Source organism: Tunturiibacter gelidiferens (genome assembly GCF_013410115.1).
Classification (GTDB): Bacteria; Acidobacteriota; Terriglobia; order Terriglobales; family Acidobacteriaceae; genus Edaphobacter; species Edaphobacter gelidiferens.
On sequence record NZ_JACCCV010000001.1, the window covers coordinates 180,763 to 195,458 of the forward strand.

At 59.0% G+C, this 14,696-nt stretch carries 17 protein-coding genes; 10 read left to right on the forward strand and 7 right to left on the reverse strand.

Annotation, left to right across the window (positions count from 1 at the left end):
- The first annotated feature begins 85 nt into the window (after positions 1-85).
- From HDF12_RS00720 to HDF12_RS00730, 3 genes are all read left to right on the forward strand, one after another.
- Positions 86-295 (forward strand): DUF3606 domain-containing protein, encoded by a 210-nt coding sequence (locus tag HDF12_RS00720; protein ID WP_179580427.1) that lies wholly within the window; start codon positions 86-88, stop codon positions 293-295.
- A 377-nt stretch (positions 296-672) separates the two neighbouring features.
- Positions 673-1,230, forward strand: a complete 558-nt coding sequence (locus HDF12_RS00725) for a hypothetical protein (protein WP_179580429.1) — start codon at positions 673-675, stop codon at positions 1,228-1,230.
- Positions 1,227-1,802, forward strand: a complete 576-nt coding sequence (locus HDF12_RS00730) for a hypothetical protein (protein ID WP_179580431.1) — start codon at positions 1,227-1,229, stop codon at positions 1,800-1,802. Before HDF12_RS00725 ends, HDF12_RS00730 begins: the two co-directional genes overlap by 4 nt.
- 106 nt (positions 1,803-1,908) lie before the next feature.
- Here the strand turns inward: HDF12_RS00730 and HDF12_RS21945 are convergent, their stop codons facing one another.
- Together HDF12_RS21945 and HDF12_RS00740 are read right to left on the reverse strand one after the other, a co-directional pair.
- Positions 1,909-2,241, reverse strand: a complete 333-nt coding sequence (locus HDF12_RS21945; RefSeq protein ID WP_218892276.1) for a CsbD family protein — start codon at positions 2,239-2,241, stop codon at positions 1,909-1,911.
- A 165-nt stretch (positions 2,242-2,406) separates the two neighbouring features.
- Positions 2,407-3,084 carry an LPS-assembly lipoprotein LptE gene (locus HDF12_RS00740; RefSeq protein ID WP_179580433.1) on the reverse strand — a complete coding sequence of 226 codons (678 nt, stop codon included), beginning with the start codon at positions 3,082-3,084 and terminating at the stop codon, positions 2,407-2,409.
- A 269-nt stretch (positions 3,085-3,353) separates the two neighbouring features.
- Here HDF12_RS00740 and HDF12_RS00745 point away from each other — a divergent pair, with 269 nt between their 5' ends.
- The 6 genes from HDF12_RS00745 to HDF12_RS00770 all read left to right on the forward strand — a co-directional run bounded on the left by HDF12_RS00745 (position 3,354) and on the right by HDF12_RS00770 (position 6,848).
- Positions 3,354-3,716 (forward strand): glycine zipper 2TM domain-containing protein, encoded by a 363-nt coding sequence (locus HDF12_RS00745; protein WP_179580435.1) that lies wholly within the window; start codon positions 3,354-3,356, stop codon positions 3,714-3,716.
- Between the two features lie 36 nt (positions 3,717-3,752).
- Positions 3,753-4,166: a hypothetical protein gene (locus HDF12_RS00750; RefSeq protein WP_179580436.1), complete on the forward strand. Its 414-nt coding sequence runs from the start codon at positions 3,753-3,755 to the stop codon at positions 4,164-4,166.
- Between the two features lie 42 nt (positions 4,167-4,208).
- Positions 4,209-4,667, forward strand: coding sequence for a nuclear transport factor 2 family protein (locus HDF12_RS00755; RefSeq protein WP_179580437.1), 459 nt, complete (start codon positions 4,209-4,211; stop codon positions 4,665-4,667).
- Between the two features lie 199 nt (positions 4,668-4,866).
- Positions 4,867-5,760, forward strand: coding sequence for a hypothetical protein (locus tag HDF12_RS00760; RefSeq protein WP_179580438.1), 894 nt, complete (start codon positions 4,867-4,869; stop codon positions 5,758-5,760).
- Positions 5,757-6,224: a hypothetical protein gene (locus HDF12_RS00765; protein WP_179580439.1), complete on the forward strand. Its 468-nt coding sequence runs from the start codon at positions 5,757-5,759 to the stop codon at positions 6,222-6,224. The genes HDF12_RS00760 and HDF12_RS00765 overlap by 4 nt, the downstream gene beginning before the upstream one ends.
- Before the next feature lie 390 nt (positions 6,225-6,614).
- Complete coding sequence (locus HDF12_RS00770; RefSeq protein ID WP_179580440.1) at positions 6,615-6,848, forward strand: hypothetical protein; 234 nt, start codon at positions 6,615-6,617, stop codon at positions 6,846-6,848.
- A gap of 21 nt (positions 6,849-6,869) precedes the next feature.
- Here HDF12_RS00770 and HDF12_RS00775 read toward each other — a convergent pair whose 3' ends face one another.
- A complete protein-coding gene (locus HDF12_RS00775; RefSeq protein WP_257025287.1) occupies positions 6,870-7,289 on the reverse strand; it encodes a c-type cytochrome domain-containing protein in 420 nt (139 codons plus the stop codon).
- A gap of 111 nt (positions 7,290-7,400) precedes the next feature.
- On the opposite strand from HDF12_RS00775, the gene HDF12_RS00780 reads away from it, so the two are divergent.
- Positions 7,401-8,627 (forward strand): DUF5715 family protein, encoded by a 1,227-nt coding sequence (locus tag HDF12_RS00780; RefSeq protein WP_179580441.1) that lies wholly within the window; start codon positions 7,401-7,403, stop codon positions 8,625-8,627.
- 137 nt (positions 8,628-8,764) lie between these two features.
- On the opposite strand, the gene HDF12_RS00785 is transcribed toward HDF12_RS00780, so the two are convergent.
- From HDF12_RS00785 to HDF12_RS00800, 4 genes are all read right to left on the reverse strand, one after another.
- Positions 8,765-9,766: a Gfo/Idh/MocA family protein gene (locus tag HDF12_RS00785; protein ID WP_179580442.1), complete on the reverse strand. Its 1,002-nt coding sequence runs from the start codon at positions 9,764-9,766 to the stop codon at positions 8,765-8,767.
- A gap of 51 nt (positions 9,767-9,817) precedes the next feature.
- Complete coding sequence (locus HDF12_RS00790) at positions 9,818-10,936, reverse strand: SurA N-terminal domain-containing protein (RefSeq protein WP_179580444.1); 1,119 nt, start codon at positions 10,934-10,936, stop codon at positions 9,818-9,820.
- Between the two features lie 22 nt (positions 10,937-10,958).
- Complete coding sequence (locus tag HDF12_RS00795) at positions 10,959-11,945, reverse strand: DsbA family protein (protein WP_179580446.1); 987 nt, start codon at positions 11,943-11,945, stop codon at positions 10,959-10,961.
- 84 nt (positions 11,946-12,029) lie between these two features.
- On the reverse strand, positions 12,030-14,549 hold the full coding sequence (locus tag HDF12_RS00800; RefSeq protein WP_179580448.1) for an LPS-assembly protein LptD: 2,520 nt from the start codon (positions 14,547-14,549) through the stop codon (positions 12,030-12,032).
- Positions 14,550-14,696: the final 147 nt, after the last annotated feature.

The following is a 14,696-nucleotide window of genomic DNA, read 5'->3' on the forward strand; positions in this document are numbered from 1 at the left end:
GGGGGGCGCGGTACATCCCCAGGCTTCGGAACCTCATCCACCTGTGGAGTGCACCTAGGGGAGTACATGGAAAGAGGACTGAACTATGGCTGACAACATTATTGCTAGCGCAGAGCCGATTGAGCATCCGAAGGCTCCGCATGACCCCAAAGAGATCAATCCGAAGATGTCGTCCGATATTCACTACTGGGCGAAGGAGTTTGGGGTGACCGGCGACGCGCTGCATGAGGCGATCCGGGTGCATGGGACGCATGTGGATAAGGTTCGCGCCGCGCTGAATCATCACAAGGGCTAGGCAAGCGGCGTTCGCATGGACGTGCGTGGAGATTCTTGCAAAAAGGACGTTGCCTTCGACAGATAGCCGTTTGCGCGGATTGAAACGTTCGTACCGATAGACGTTCGCACGGATAGGGACGTTCGTGCAGAAAGACGTTCGCATAGATAGACGTTCGCACAGGGAAGACGAGCGACTTTGCGGCTAAGCCGTGGGTCGCTCGTTTGCGTTGCCGGTCTTGCGTTGCCGGTCGTGTGTTGGCGGTCGTGTGTTATCAGCGATGTTTGCGTGGCAGTGTGGATTGGTTTGGCGGGACGGAAAATCTTTTTTACTGCCGTTTTGTTTTTGCACAACGCGGCGGGTTGCAGGCGGCATCAAGGGATGCAAGGGGGTAGGCTATGGACCCAAAGATCGTAACCGCTATTGTGATTGCTGTTGCTGTGCTGATAGTTGTCGGGGTGATTTTATATACCAGACGCAACCGATCGGCGCAGCTGAAACAGAAGTTTGGCCCGGAGTATGACCGGGTTGTGAGTCAACAGGGCGACCCGAAGCTCGCCGAGAACGTTCTCGCCGAGAGGGAGCGGCGGGTGTCGAGCCTGAAACTACGTTCGCTGCCTGAGGCGGAGCGTGATCGTTATATGCATCAGTGGACCTTTGTTCAGAAGCAGTTTGTGGATGATCCACGTGGTGCGGTGAACGAAGCGGATCGGCTGGTGACGGATGTGATGAATTCGCGTGGCTATCCGATGAGTGAGTTTGCCCAGCGTGCCGATGACATCTCGGTTCATTATCCCGAGACGGTGGGCAACTACAGGGTGGCGCACGATATTGTTCTGCGCCATGCCAAGGGCCAGTCCACTACTGAAGACCTGCGGAGAGCGATGGTGCACTTCCGTTCGCTGTTCGACGAATTGCTTGGCGTGACAGCCACGACCCACAAGGAGGTAGCATGATAGGCGAAGTTCGCGATGACGCAAGATTGACTGCAGATGAGATCGCAAATCGAGTACCGGGATCTCGGTATGAGCATACGAATTATCCAACAAGTACGGAGGTGATCGATGATTCGCGGAATGATCCGCGGATCGGCTCGCGCGAAGTTGTGCGGGATGTGGATGTCGATCGTGAGGTTGCAGCGCAGAGGCTGCAGGTTGTGGATGAGAGAGTTGCGGACCAGAGAGTTGGCGACGAGCGAGCGGCTGCGGATCAGAGACCCGTGGAGCAGAGAATGGATTCGGGGCTTGGGAACGATCAGCCTGGGCCGCTGTTTCCAAGCAACGAGCTGAACGATCTTCGCGCGCGCTGGGACAAGGCTCAGATCGGGTTTGTCGATGAGCCGAGGACCGCGGTAAAACAGGCGGATGAGCTGGTTGCGACCGTGGTGAAGCGGATCTCGGAGCAGTTCGCGACGGAGCGGTCGGAGCTGGAGCATCAGTGGGATCGCGGAGACAATGTGTCGACCGAGGATCTGCGACAGGCGCTGCGGCGGTATCGTTCGTTTTTTGATCGCCTGCTGGCATTCTGACGACGCACGAAAAAACTGCCCATCTTCGCAACTTGAAGTCTGCGAAGATGGGCGTTTTTTTGTTACATGAGAACCAACGGGCCTAGCTAATACAGCAGCTTTGTTTCTATTTGTTCAAATCGTGAATGGTCTGCCCCACGGCCTGTCCGACGCGCCCTGCGGCATCCTTCACATCTCCAACGACGCGATCCGCGGTGCCCTCATCGGCCAGGTTCTGGTTGCCGGTGAGATTGCCTACGCCTTCTTTGATGGCGCCGGCGACCGAACCCAGCTTGCCCTCGGCCTGTTTCCTGGTGCCCCAGGCGTAGGTCTTGCGGGCTGCATCGGTGAATCCGTCATAACTGGTGTCATAGGCCGGCTCTGGTTCGTTGACGAAAAGCAGGTACGTGACCGCGACGCCGACTCCGATACCGGCAAGGATCCAGGGGAATCCCCTCATAGCAAAAACCTCCAATGAGTAGGATGCAGTTTTCGCCTGTCGGGGAAACGGAAACTTCTCTGGTGTGGACCTTATTCGGTCGCGGGTTGAGTGTCCGAAGCGCTGCGGCGGTCTATGGGCTAAGAGTGGGGCTAAGAGTGGGCTAAGAGTGCGTCCTAGCGTGTCTTAGCGTGTTGAGGCGGCGCTACGGAGGGGCTGCAGATCCTGATCTAGCATTCCGGCCAGATCCGTCGCCAGGCCGGAGCCTTTCGCGTCGGTGTAGGTGCCTAGCGTGCCCTTCAACTCCACATCGGTCTTCTTGCCGGCGACCTCCTCGGTGCAAGGAGTTCCTGTGAGGTAGGAGGCGGTGAAGCCGATGGTGCGCTTGGCCGTGGTCTGCTCCTGAATGACGACGTGCAGCGTGCGGTCTGCGTTGGCGGCGGTGTCGACTACGGTGACGCCGGTGAGCGAACTTATCGCCTGGCGGATCTGGCCTGCGATTGCGCCGGTGGAGTCATCCCCCGCTACGGTCAGCAGCACGTGAATCTGTCCGGACGGCGTGGTTCCGCTCGCAGGACATACGAGCCAGTGCTTCTTCGGATCGGGCTTGGCCGAGTTCATCAGGTTCGTCAGCTGTACCTGGGTCAGCTTGTTGAGTCCGTCGGCCTTGAAGTCATCTGAAGAGATGCCGAGGGTCTTCTGCACGTCCGGCGACCAGACTGCCATGGCTGACTTGGCCGAGGTCTTCGGCTTGTGCGGAGCAGTCGGGGGAGCTGTTTGCGCCGCCGCAAGGGAACCGGCGATCGCCAGCCCCATAAGCCCCGCGACTAGCCCTCCAGAGATGCCATAGATCAGATCCTTCACAGACTCTCCAATCCCATTCTTTTGAAGCTACTGCAAGAAGAGACGATGCTGCACGCCAATTAGACGAAAATCGGTTTCTATTCTTTAGGCCAGGGGGAGCTGACTCCGGAGTGGATGGACGAATTCCTGTTATACCGCATTGAGAAGACGACCTTTGGCCGTCATAGGTTGCACGACTCCTTCAAAAAGACGCTGTTCGATACCTGGATTCTGTTGGCCCCGGCTCGATTTGGCCCCACGCGGGGCGGAGATCTCGCATCTAACCGGAAATGACCAAGCTACGAAACGCGGTCCTTCTTACGCCTCTTCTCTTTGCGGCCGGAATAGCTCCGGCGTTTGCACAACATTACGATAACAACAGTGCCTACTACAGCGGTATGCGTAACGGCGGCCATGGCGGCAACTACTATAACAATCGCGATCGCCCCTACCATGACGACCATCGTCGGGATCAGGGCGGCATCGGGCCTGGCAAGGGCGCGCTTATCGGTGCAGGCGGCGGGGCGGTTCTCGGAGCAGTCTTCGGTGGCGGCCTCAAGGGTACCCTTATTGGCGGAGCAGCCGGCGCGGGCATCGGAGCCGTAGTAGGCAAGGCCGCCCAGAACAAACGCGACGATCGCCGCTACTACTAGCGCTTTCTAACCTACGAACGTAAAGGAACGATCCCCATGCGCCTCATCTATCGCCTCGCACTCTGCTTCGCTCTCGCCGCCGTCGCCCTTAGTGCTTCTGCCCAGCAACCCTCGGCTCAGCAACCCTCGGCCGTTACCATCACACCTTCGGCAGACGCTGCTGCCCCCCACAACTGGACGAACGAGCAGATCCTGACCTGCCCCGTCTCCGATTGCTGGCAGCTCGCAGGCAAGAACGAAGCCACCTTCTTCGACATCATCCAGCAGCTTGCCGCGATCTCCGCGCAGGCTCGGGGCCTGACCCTTCCGGATAACGCCGAGGCTGGCAGACGCGCCGGCGAGTATATCAAGGCAAAGGCTAAGTCCGATCATCGGCAGCTGCTTTATGCAATCGTCGACGCCTCCGTCCGACGGGTAGGGACCAGACCTCCGACCGCTCCGGCGAACTAACTCTGGGTTCAGCAGCGGGAGGCAGACGCTAAGATAATTCCCATGCGTCTCCTCCTGCTGGTTACCGCCTCGCTCCTTGCGTCCAGAGCACTCTCTCAGACACCTACGGCACCGCCTCCGCCTCCTGCCCCCGTCGATATCGTCAAGCTGGAACAGAATCTCTGGACGACGATGGCCGAAGGCGACTTCGCGGCTGTTCACGCCTTGTTTACGCCGGACTTCATCCAGGTCGACAAACACATTCAGGCCCTCGACACGCTTCTGATCACCCTGAAGCACTGCAAACTCGAGTCGTACGAACTTCGCGATCTCCAGGTTCGCATTCTGACGCCGGACTCTGCGCTCACCGCTTATCACGTGGTCAACACATTCAACTGTGGCACCTCGGACAAGCCCTCTCTCATGAATAATGACAACAACTCCGTCACCGTCTGGGTTCGGCAGCCTAAGAGCGGGAGTTGGCTTGCCCAGGCCCATACGGAGACACCTGCGAAACCCTGACGATGGGCTGACGGGCTTGTCCTGCCGGACGGGCTCCCTGCGTGGGAGCGGTCACTTCGTGACGCGTGTACCGGTCTGGGTTCGGGAAGAACCGGGGCCCTCCCGTTGGTCGGGCGCGGCAGCGTCGCGTCTCATGGTCCGGGATGCAAAACCCGGAGACTTGGCATACATTCGATCTGCCTGAGAAAAAGAGGTGTTTGTGTCCGTATTCGGAAGTAGTTGCAAATTCTGCTTTCAGATAGCCGGCCTCGCAGTGTTGTGCGCGTCGTTGAACGGCTGTGTCGATCTTGATGACGCGGCGGGTCTTTCAAAACTCTCCGACGAAGCACGAGTCGCGCTTCCTAAGGTTTCTAACGATGTCGCGGCAACCTGTGCGCGCCAGAACACACTGTTCGAGAACACTCCGGCCGCAGAGCGCCCTAAGGCGGAACAGGCGCAGGACTGCAAGCCCTACCAGGAGCTGGCCGATCATCTGGCGAAGGATCAGAACGTGCTTATCGCCTACTTTGACGCCCTCGGCAAGCTCTCCTCGAACAAGCCGATGGGATACGATGCAACCATCGATCAGAATGTAACTACTTCCAGCATAAATACCACCTTCTCCGCGAGCGCGATTGCCGCTGGCAACGACGCGCAAAACATCTTGAAGTCCCTGGCGGACGCAGCCACCAGCGGCTACCGCGAAAAGCAGCTCGGACAACTGATCAGCGCCAACGATGCCGCTGTTCAATCTCTCACACAGTCACTCAAGAAAGTCATCACCGCCGATTATGCCGTGCTTCTCGCCAACGAGGAACTGAGCCTCGACACCTTCTACCAAGGTCCGATGGCCAGCGCTCAACCGAATGAACGACTCGCTCTCATCCTTGTGCAGAGGCAGTACGCCCACGACAAAACTGCCCTGCAATCTCGCAAAGATGGCATTGTCAGCTACGGCAAATCGATGGACGACTTAGCCGCCTTGCACACGAAGCTAAGGCAGGAGGCGGGCAAGCGGGCAAACATGGTGGAGGTTTCAAAACAAATCGGGCCTATCGTCGAATCGCTCAAGACGGCACTCTCAGATATCCAGTCGAGGTCGAATCAGCCATGAAGAAATCTGCTAAACCGGTCGTAAGCGTGACCCCGAAGGCGGTCCCTGCGGCGTCCGCTACAACCCTCAGCGACGATCAGATGCAGGCGCTCGCCCAGTCTTTTCACGACATCGCCGTAGAGATAGGACAGGTTCGCCTGGACGCGATCAGCGCTGGCAGCAAGCTCACCGATTCTGCGATCGTTCAACTGCAAGGCTACGTTTATTCCCTGATGAGCGCGGCGGGGAACTTCGCTCTGCAAGCGGCGAACCTGACTCTCGCCGACGCCGATCAAGCCGTCAGTGAGATCTCCCTGGCCACTCAAGCAGCGGACAAGGCGCTCGATAAGCTTCAGGATATCGACAAAGCGGTCAAGATAGCCTCTTCGGTGATCGTTCTGGCGATGGCCATCTCCACGAAGGACATGGGCCAGATTGCAGCGGCGGCCAAATCGGTCGTCACGGCGGCCGGCGTGTCGGTGTAGCGTCGCCATAAAGACCGAATAGGGGTTTTACCCCTTGGGATAGTCCGGACAGCGAGGCGACTGTTGGATTGCGGTGCGAGTTCCTCCTTCGCGAGGCAAACTGCCTTGCTTCGTCGTGACTATCATTCCCTGTCGGAACAGACTGCAAACATCCCGATATGGTACGAGCACGGATTTACCGACGGCTTTATTTGGTAAAAAACGGCTCCTAGTCAAGACCGCGAACTAGAATTCTTTATAGAACTTCAAGACGAAACGCAAACCAAAAAAGGATCTTGAGATTCGGTAAGCGAAAGTATTAATCGAATCGAAACTTTTGTCTGCACTTTGCGTCTTCATTTTATGTGAGATTGTGCCCGTCGAGGCGCACCCTCCCCAGAGGAAACAAGAATGACTCACAGGTTCAAGCGGTTCGCGATCACGCTGATGCTTCTTATAGCGCTCAGCTTTACCTTCGAGCGCCAGGCCCACGCCTACGTCGATCCCGGCTCAGGTCTGCTCTTGTTTCAAGGCATCAGCGCGGCAATCTCAGGAGCTCTCTTCTACTTCCGCCGCCGGCTCAAGAGTCTCTTCGTCAAACCTCAAGCAAAGTCGGAGCACGGAACAACACCGTTCAGCTCGTAGGCGAATTGTCCAGGCTAAAACTTACTGCTGCGGGTCCTCCGGCATAATCGCCCCTGCCTTGACCCATCGCTCCACCGTCGCGATATCCGCATCAGAGAGCTTCGGCTGCTTCGGAGGCATCGGCATCGGATCCTTCGCTGGCCCCTCATGACGGATCAGCCGCACGAGCAGACTGTTTGCCGGATCTCCCGGTATCAGCACCGGACCTTCATGTCCACCCTTCAACATCCCCGCCCGCGTTTGAATACTCAACCCGCCGCGATGGTTCGTCCCGCCATGACACCGGTAGCAGTTCGCCTGAAGGATCGGCTGAACCTTCGTTGTGTAGAACTCGGGCTTTGCTGCCTCATCGGGCCCCGCAGCCTGCACCGCTCTCACTCGTAATCCCCACCCCAGCAACGCGATGGTGACCAGCCCCAAGGCCGCCGACATTCTCTTCATTCATTCCTCCCTGTTAATCGACAAGTATACGGAACCCACCTCGTCACTTACACACTGTCTCATCAACGATTAACTTAGAAATTGCTCTGGCGTCTCCGCGCCTCCGAAAACATGATGCGTTTGAACGCCCCCATACCGGCCCTTCTGGCGCTTGCAGCCCTGTCTTTGTCTTCTGCAAGCAGCCTCGCCAAACCGACGCATCACCCCTCGGCCCATAAAAAGACCGTTGCCGCTGCAGCTGCAAAGCATCCAAAGAGACAAAAGGCCGCCGCCAAGCCGACGCACGCCCACGGCTCCAAACACCACAGCGTGTCAAAGGCCGATGCGCCCGTGACTGCGCGCGTTCATGCGCGGAGTACGACCGCACACCACCGCCTGCGGCACGCCGTCAGCGCCCCGGTGCCGAGGAGCACGCAGCCTGAGCTGACAGCCTCCGCAGCCGCACCACAAAAGGCGACGTCGGAGGACTTCCTCAAAGCTGCTGCGTCCACCCAGGTGGAGACGCAGGCCGCGGTCGCGATTCACGGAACATCTCGCCCGGAGGAACTCAACGAGACGCGTGATGCGCCGGTTGCGCCTGTGCGCAAACCCACCGCAAAGCCCGTCTCCGTGGCCAAGCCAGTTCCTGTGATCAGCGTTGTCCGCCCGGCTGCGGAGAGGCCACAGCTGGCCAGCGTCGAAGAGGTCGCATCGACTCCGGTCATCCTACCCAATCTCTACAACAAGCGCGGCCGCCTCATCGTCCCTCCGCCGCTGAAGGGCTCTCACGAGATCCTCGTCCACCAGAACGAGGTTGCCGATCGCGATGGACTCTCTCGCATTCAGGATGACGGCGACCTTCTCGACATGCGCAACAAGAGGCTGCTCGTAGCTCTCCCCGATAACGAAGGTCTCCAGGTGGACGACCGTCTGCCCACAAATCGGCGGTACTGCCGTCCCTGGACGGCGCAGTTTCTCGCGACCCTGGCGCGCGCACACTACGCTCGCTTCCACACGCCACTGCAGGTCAACTCTGCAGTACGAACGGTCGAATTTCAGCAGCACCTGATGCACATCAACGGCAACGCCGCTCCAGCCGAAGGCGACACCGCGTCTCCTCACCTTACCGGTCAGGCCATCGACATTGCGAAACACGGCCTCTCGCTGGCGGAGATTGCGTGGCTTCGCGGATACCTTCTTCCGCTCGTGCAGGAGGGAAAAGTTGATGTCGAAGAGGAGTTTCAGCAGTCCTGCTTCCACGTCAGCGTGTACAAAAAGTATCTGCCGCCTGCGCCTGAGCGCGACCTCGCCATCCTGCATCACGGGGGAACGTCTGCACTGGCTACGGCGTTACGCTAGAGCCCAGCCTTCCGACCAACGGGAGGACCGCAGCCGAGCGATTCGGCAACCAGGAAAAACGCCATGCAATGGCCGCCCTCCGCGCAGGAGGCCCGTCCGGCAGGACAGAGTCGCGCGGTTTCTCTATAAGAAGAGGACTATAAGCTCTCGCGAGTCCCAGTTCGCCAACTCTTGATCGCCGCATCGAGCGCCTGCATATTGTGAAAGCCATCTTTTCCAGTAGCCGCGAAGTTGCTACCGCCGCGCAGCGCCATGGCAAAGTTGTCAAGCATCCGGGTGTAGCCGTCACCGTTGTCCACGGTGACGCTCTCCACCACCTCCCCGGCCCGACGCACTACGATCTGCACGGGCCGGTCCACCGTCAGACCACCTTCGGAGGTCATCACCCCATTGCTGCCATTCACCTCAACCAGCGATCGATAGGGCGCGCGCGCACTCGTCGTTACAGTGGCAAAGACGTCGCCCGTCATCTCCATCTGCAGCGACGCGACGGCTTCCACTTCGCCTGATGAAGCATCCTTCCGAGCCAGAGTGCCGACACTCACCACATCCTCGCCGAGGACGAAGCGCAGCGCATCGATGCAGTGCACACCAACATCCCCGATGGGGCCGCCGTAAGCGAGCTTCGCGTCGATAATCCACTTTCTCGCAGAGTTTGTAGCCGGGTAGCAGTACTCCGCGCGCGCCAGCTGTGGCTTCCCGATCACCCCAGCGGCTATCTGCTCCCGCATCAACTCCAGGCTTCGGTTGTAGCGAAAGTTTTGTGCCACCCCAAACAACAACCCTGCGGCCAAAGCGGCAGCATTCATCTCCTCGGCCTCAGCCGCGCTCATCGCCAGCGGCTTCTCGCAGAGCACTGCCTTGCCATGCTTCAGCGCCAGCAGCGTGTCGTCGCGGTGCATCGCGTCCGGCGATGTGATGAACACAACATCCACATCCGGCGAAGAACAGAGTTCCTCCCGCGTGGCAAAGCAGTGAGGTATCTGGTACTCCGCGCAGTTCGTGAGCGCAGCAGCGTGGTCTCGCCGCCACATCCCGCTCAACGTCGAATGCTCGCACTTCGGAAACGCCGGCAATAATCGACGGACCGCATGATGACCAAAGCCGAGAATCGCGTACCGCACAGGCGACTGCGTCATGAGAACTCCCAGAGAAAGAAGAGAGATGAGTGGCGATATCCGGTTGAAGAGTTAGTGAGCGTCCGTCTTGAAGATCTGTTCGGCGAAGAAGTTCTCCACCTTGGCCTGATCGTGCACCATCTCAAGGTAGGCGCTCTTCAACAGCTGCGAGCGTACGTCGCGCAACTGCTGGCGGATAGCCTGCTGCACCCGAGGATCGTTCACATCGCGCTGCCCTGCGGGGTCGCGCGAGATCAGCTTGTAGATCGCATACCCCGCCGGCCGCTTGCTCTGTGCATCGAGCAGCGGAAGGATTTCGGTGATCTGCCCTGCCTTCAGCTTCATCACCGCGGTGAAGACCGACGGATCCGAGTGTAGCTGCGACTCGCCGACGAAGCCCATATCTCCCCCGTTGGGGGCAGTCTCCGGCTGCTCCGACCAGTTGCTCGCGATCGTGGCGAAGTCCTCACCGCTGTCGAGACGATTCTTCAACGCCTGGATCTTCTTCTTCGCCTCGACGTCGTTGGTCGCTTTGCTTCCCTGCAGGTTGCCCGGCTGCGGCGACGGCTGATCGGTGACCTGAATCGTCGCCAGGTGATACTTCGTCTCAAGCAGGTTGAACTCGGCTTTGTGCTGGTTGTAGTAGTTCGCTACATCCGCGTCGGTCACGGTGATCTTCGAGTTGATCTCTTTGTTCAGCAGCTTGTTGATCGTGAGATTTCGTCGTAGCGCGTGCTTCAGATCATCGACCGTCTGATTGCTCGCCTTCAGCCGCTGCTGAAACTGCTCCTCGGTATAGGGAGCCTTCATCTCGGCGAGCTTCGCATCGACCTCTTCGCTGGTCGCAGTAAGATTCATCTTTGTGGCGCGCTGCTCGACAATCTCTTCGTCGATCAGCTCGCGCAGAACATTCAAACGCAGCGAGTCGGCCTGCTCCTGCGACGGCTGCTGTTGTTGCTGAGCGGCATCTCCAAGCTGCGCCTTGTAGGCCTTGTCCAGATCAGCCTGCATAATGGCATGGCCATTCACCGTCGCGACTACATCCGCACTATGTCCGCGATTGCATCCAGCAACAGGCAACAGACCTGAAGCCAGAATCAGCACTGCCAGAAGAGAGACGGCACGAAAGGAGCGCGTTGTAAAAGTACGTTCGGTATCGGTCGACAAGCTCGGCACGTCCGTGTTCGGCATCCAAATCTCCTGCATTCTTCTGCTAGTTGCCGGGTTTGGTCGCCGGCGGGGTTTGAGGCTGAGCCTGAATTGGTGTCGGTGGCGGTGGCGGCGTCTGCCCGGAGGCAATCAGCGCGCTATCGATCATACGATACACATCCTCCAACGGCTGCGCTCCCTCCACCTTTTCTCCATTAATGAATAGCGCCGGGGTCGAATCCACGCCCAGGCTCTCGCCCAACTTGATCGACGCTTTGATCGCCGTGTCATCCTGCTTCGCGAGGCACGCGTTCAGGGCGTCCGCGTTCAAGTTCTGTTTCTTCCCCTCATCGCGCGCCAGCGTATCGAGGTTCTCGTTGGCCTTTGCGAGACTCTTCTCCGTACCGCCAAGGTCTCCCGCGTGCGCGTGGATGTAATCCACCAGATTCCAGTAGCCCACCGGGCTCTGGGCACCCACGCAGTTCGTGTCGATCGCCGCGCGCATCGCCCACGGATGCTGATCCAGCGGAAAGTCACGATAGACGATATGAATCTGGTTCTTGTAACGCTCGGTCAGCGCAGGAAACAGCTGTTCATGCATCTTCGCGCAGTATGGGCACTCCAGGTCGTCGAACCCGACGATCAGCACCGGCGCATTCGCCGGACCACCCCGCGCCGGTCTTCCATCGCCACTCACCAGCAGCTTCGGATCCTTGCTGATATCGAACTTGCTAAACTGTGCCAGAGTGTTGCCGTCCGTCGAGATCAGAAAGTCCGTCGGCTTGCTCGACTTGCCGTCGGCCAGAAACGACACGCTGATCCTGTCAAAGCCCGGCACCTCGCTCCTGGTGCGCGATCCAACCTGAATCACATAGCCGGCTGGAATCGACGCACGCGAACGGATCAGCACCTCCACACGTCGCACGGCCTCAGGAGAGAGCTTCCCCGAAGTGTCGCTCGTCGTCGGAGTCGGAGTCTGGGCGTGGCAACCAAGGGCAGCCAGCGCAAAGGCAAAGATCAGGGTTCGGAACGGCTTCACAGCAATCAGCACAATACCTCGATTATCTCACGCAGAGGCGATTTACAAGGCCGCGGACCCCTCTGAGCGGCCCCAGGAACACACGCACAGCCACGCCTAGAACAGACTCGCAGCACGCCGCAGATTGCCCGCAGTCCCGATGTTCAACAACGTAAAGTTGAATCTCTCGGTGGTTTCATTTCGTACCGAGCCCAGCTCGTACTTCCGAACCTCTACGCTGAATCCGCAGCAGTCCCAGTTATACGACCCCTGCACCGCCCCGTACTGTACCAGGCCGGTATTGTTCGCGTTCAGATCCAGTCCAACATTCCCCGCAAGACCCAGCCCAGGCTTGGTCGGCGACCCGTACCCCAGCAGCAGCCGCAGCTGGTCGAAGTTCGAGACGGGAGAACTCACGCCCTCCGTGTAGAAACGCCCCGGAGCGTTCAGCCGCGCATAGCTCAATCCGGCAAAGACGTTGTTTTGATGCACGTCCACGAACACATTGTTAGACGTAAACTTCTTCGCTCCGGTATCGAAGTCGAAGTCCCACTCAACATCCATATGCGCTGAGGTCCGCAGACGCAGGCGCGAGATCAGCGGCGAGATCGCCCGCGGCTCGGTCAGAAACGCAATCCCGGAGAAGTTCAACGTCGTGTCGAAGATATTTCGCCGGCCATTAATTACGGCACCGCCAAAGTTCTCGTTGAAGAAGTACTTCTGCGTCAGCCGCCAGCTGATCAGCGGATGACTGCCGCAGCTGGGCAGCTTATCCTTTGGCTCAACGCTTGCTCCCCTGGTCTGAACCTTGCCGCTATCCTCGTCCCAGTACTGTGTCTGCGCCGTGCTCACCGGCCTCTCCTTGCAGGGCCGATCCTTCACCGGCCGCAAGAACAACCGTTGCGTCGCTCCATACTCCAGCTCATTCGTATCGCTCACAATATCGACATCGTCGAAGCGCAACACGCTCAAAAAGTTATTCACTCCGGTCACGTACCGGTAGGTCAGCTCCGGTTCGATCGTGTGCTTCACATCGTTGCCGTAGAACAGCTTCTCCACGCGCGGCGAATCGAAGGTCCGCTCCACCACAGGAGCCCGCAGATCAGCTTCAACCTCCACGTCCGAGCGGTGCAACGCATCCGGAAGCTCGACCGGCACCCCCGTCTCTGCGTAGGGAACCTGCCTGCTTCTGCTGTACGCCGTCTCGCGCACGCCAACCGACGACAACACTCGCCATCCATCAAAGCCCAGCCGATACGAGAGCGCCGGGTGCACATCGAAGCGCTGCGTTAAACCGCCAGTAGAAAAGCCCGGCTCCACCCGCGACAGTCCGGCATGCGAAGCCTCCACGCTCCACAGCAATCCGGTCCTGCCGATCTCATGCTCGGTACTGCCGAAGTCCAGCGACGGCGCATGAAAGATCTTCACCTCTTCTTCCGGAATCGCGGGAGCGGTCGGGGTCGCAGCCACACCCGCCTGTTTCAACCCCTGGTAGCGATCCACACGCGCCGAAGCGGCATAGCCGTCCCACTCGTGCACGCCATACACGATCGAAAGGATGTCGCTCGACACCGCCACGCTGAAGTTCTCCGCAAACGCCTCACGATAGGCATACGAACTCAGATACTCAACATCCCCCGCCACTCTCGTCTGCGAACTGAAGTCGTGCCGTCCCGAAACCGTCACATCTTCTCCGCCCTGATTTACATACACGCCGTTGGTATAAATTCCACGGTCAATCAGCCCTGTATATCTCGCCTTCCCGAAGTCATTGCCCAGCCCGCGATATCGAAACGTCGCCGACTGCTCCCACCCTCGCAGCGAATAATACTGGGCACCTACCATCAGATCGGTGCTGCGATTGATCGCCCAGTAGAACTCCTCGCCCAGCGTAAATCCCTTCGTCGACGAGTACCCCGGCACCGGGATCATGAAGCCTGTCTGCCTCTGCTCCGAATCGACCGGATGCGTGACATACGGCAAAAACAGCACAGGAATATTCATCAATCGAAAGGTACTGTTCTGCGCCTTCGCCTTCTCGCTGTCCACGGCAAACTTTCCCGCGTAGAGCATCCAGTCCGGGTGCGGCAACTGACAAGTCGTCAACGTGCCCTCGTAGATCTCGTACGACTGCGGCCCCGTCCGCACCACCATCCGCCCCGTAAACAAAAATGGATTACTGCTCGAATACGTCAGCGTGTGCCCTGCGCTCTTCATCCCCACGGAGCCGACTACGTCGTAAAAAGTCGCCGTCTGCTGCTTCAGATTCATCGTGCCGTGTCTGGCGGTCAGGTCCTCGTGGTTCGCGCCCCCGCTCACATGCAGATGCCCTGTCGCCGTCAAATCCCCGGTGTCCTGATCGAATTCGATGTGGTCCGCTTCTACGACTCGGTCGCGGTAGGTAACCTTGACATCGCCATCCAAGGTGACGACGCTTCCGTTCCTCAGCAGAGTGTCTTCCTCTGTCTTCACATCGGTCGTGTCGTCGGTCGCAGGCTGCACCTCCGCTACCGGATATTGCGTCGCTCCCGGCGCGTCCGGCAGGCTCGAAGACGTCTGCTGCTCTTCCGTCTGGGGGGTTGCCTGACTCGTCACCTGCTGTCCCCACAGATGTGGATGACTTGCCGCGAGCACCATGATAGTTATCAAGAGGTAAACAGTCGTCCGGACGCTCCTGGAGCCACTTCCGCGAGCCTTCGGGACTGGATGCAACGGCTTCAATCCGCCGGACAGCAAAGCCAGCAAAGGCAGTCGGCGCTGCCAATGGGTCTTCCTCCCAGGTTC